This window comes from Micrococcus sp. LASM2_SD2 (assembly GCF_057364565.1).
Map to the genome: position 1 here is coordinate 1 of NZ_JBNFOB010000295.1, position 2,336 is coordinate 2,336.

2 protein-coding genes are annotated in these 2,336 nt (G+C 72.2%); both read left to right on the plus strand.

The genetic code is table 11. The annotated features are described in order from the left end of the window. On the plus strand, positions 1–741 hold a 741-nt coding region (locus AC2W7A_RS11615), incomplete at its 5' end, for a regulatory protein RecX (RefSeq protein ID WP_485991482.1). A 125-nt stretch (positions 742–866) separates the two neighbouring features. Further along, positions 867–2,336, plus strand: a 1,470-nt coding sequence (gene miaB, locus AC2W7A_RS11620) for a tRNA (N6-isopentenyl adenosine(37)-C2)-methylthiotransferase MiaB (protein WP_485991483.1), incomplete at its 3' end; no start/stop codon positions are given.

Consider the following 2,336-nt stretch of genomic DNA (forward strand, 5'->3'; position numbering starts at 1 on the left):
CGCCGGGGCACGGGGCCCCAGGCCGAGCGCGAGCACGTGCTCGGCTCCGGACCGGTCGACCCGCGCCGCTCCCGCACCGCGCCCCGAGAGAGCCCGTGGGCCGAGGCCTTCGGCGGTGGCTCCTCGGAAGAGGAGGACCCCGCGCCGCGGGGAACGAAGCGGACGAAGGGCTCGAGGGGCTCCCGCCGCCGGAACCGCGACCGCGAAGGACGGCGCGAGCCGGCCCCGCTGCCCTCGGACCCGGACGAGCTGCGCGAACTGGCCCGGAACATCGTGCTGCGCCACCTCACCGGCGCGCCCCGTTCCCGCCACCAGCTCGAGCAGCGCCTCGCGGACCGCGGGATCCCGGAGGAGGTCGGCGCCGAGGTCCTGGACCGCATGGAGGCCGTCCGCCTCGTGGACGACTCCGCCTTCGCCGAGACCCTCGTCCGCTCCCGCCACCGCGGCCGCGGCCTGGCCCGTAGCGCCCTGCGCCGCGAGCTCAAGGAGAAGGGTGTGGACGGCGAGACCGCCGAGGAGGCCCTCGAGGCGGTCACCGGGGAGGACGAGCGCGCCGCGGCCGAGGAGCTGGTGGCCAAGAAGATCCGCACCCGCCCCGTACCCACTGGCAGGGACGCCGAGTCCCGCGCCGAGCGTGACAAGCACGTGCGCCGGCTCGTCGCCATGCTCGGTCGCAAGGGCTATGCGCCCGGGGTGGCGTTCTCCGTGGTCCGCGAGGCGATCGACGCCCAGGACGAGTGAGCCCGGCAACCGCACTCGGCATCCGTCCCGGACGCGGCCCCACCCGGCCCCGTACCCACCGCCGGCCGGGCGCCCAGGGTGAGCGGCCGTCGTCGGGAAGCGGTGCGCCACTAGAATGTCCTGCGATGACCACCACCGCTGACGCCCCGCAGACCTCCGCCGAGACCGCACCCGCCGCGCCGGACAACACCGGCCGCACCTATGAGGTGCGCACCTTCGGCTGCCAGATGAACGTCCACGACTCCGAGCGCATCTCCGGCCTGCTCGAGTCCACCGGCTACACGCCCGTCGCCGAGGGCGCGCAGGCCGACCTGGTCGTCTTCAACACCTGCGCCGTGCGCGAGAACGCGGACAACCGCCTCTACGGCAACCTCGGCAACCTGCGGAACGTGAAGAAGGCGCACGAGGGCATGCAGATCGCCGTCGGCGGCTGCCTGGCCCAGAAGGACCAGGACGTGATCGTGGAGAAGGCCCCGTGGGTGGACGTGGTCTTCGGCACCCACAACATCGGTTCCCTGCCGACCCTGCTGGAGCGTGCCCGCCACAACGACCGGGCCGAGGTCGAGCTGCTCGAGGCCCTCGAGGTCTTCCCGTCCACGCTGCCCACCAAGCGCGAGTCCACCCACTCGGCATGGGTCTCCATCTCCGTGGGCTGCAACAACACGTGCACCTTCTGCATCGTCCCGTCGCTGCGCGGCAAGGAGAGGGACCGCCGTCCCGGGGAGATCCTGCAGGAGATCAAGGCGCTCGTGGCCGAGGGGATCGTGGAGGTGACCCTGCTCGGCCAGAACGTGAACACCTACGGCGTGGAGTTCGGGGACCGCGGCGCCTTCGCCAAGCTGCTGCGGGCCTGCGGCGAGATCGAGGGACTGGAGCGGGTGCGCTTCACTAGCCCCCACCCGGCCTCCTTTACTGACGACGTCATCGAGGCGATGGCCGAGACCCCCAACGTCATGCCGCAGCTGCACATGCCGCTGCAGTCCGGCTCGGACAAGGTCCTCAAGGACATGCGCCGGTCCTACCGGTCCAAGAAGTTCCTCGGGATCCTGGAGAAGGTCCGCGAGCGCATGCCGCACGCCGCCATCACCACGGACATCATCGTGGGCTTTCCGGGGGAGACGGACGAGGACTTCGAGGACACCATGCGCGTGGTGGAGGCCTCCCGGTTCTCCTCGGCCTTCACCTTCCAGTACTCCATCCGCCCCGGCACCCCGGCCGGTGAGATGGAGGACCAGGTGCCCAAGCAGATCGTGCAGGAGCGCTTCGAGCGCCTGGTGAGGCTGCAGGACCGGATCTCCGCCGAGGAGATGAAGACCCTCGTCGGCACCCGCCAGGAGCTGCTGGTCACCGAGCAGTCCGGCTCGAAGGCGGGGGAGACCGGCCGCCTGGCCGGCCGTGCCCCGGACCACCGCCTCGTGCACTTCTCCGTGCCGGAGGGCTGCGAGACCCCGCGCCCGGGGGACTTCGTCACCGTGACCGTCACGGACGCCGCCGCGTTCTTCGCGATCGCGGACCCGACCGCCGAGGACTACCGGGTCCGCCGCAGCCCCGCCGGCGACGCCTGGGACCGTGCGCAGGCCGAGTCCTGCGGCGTG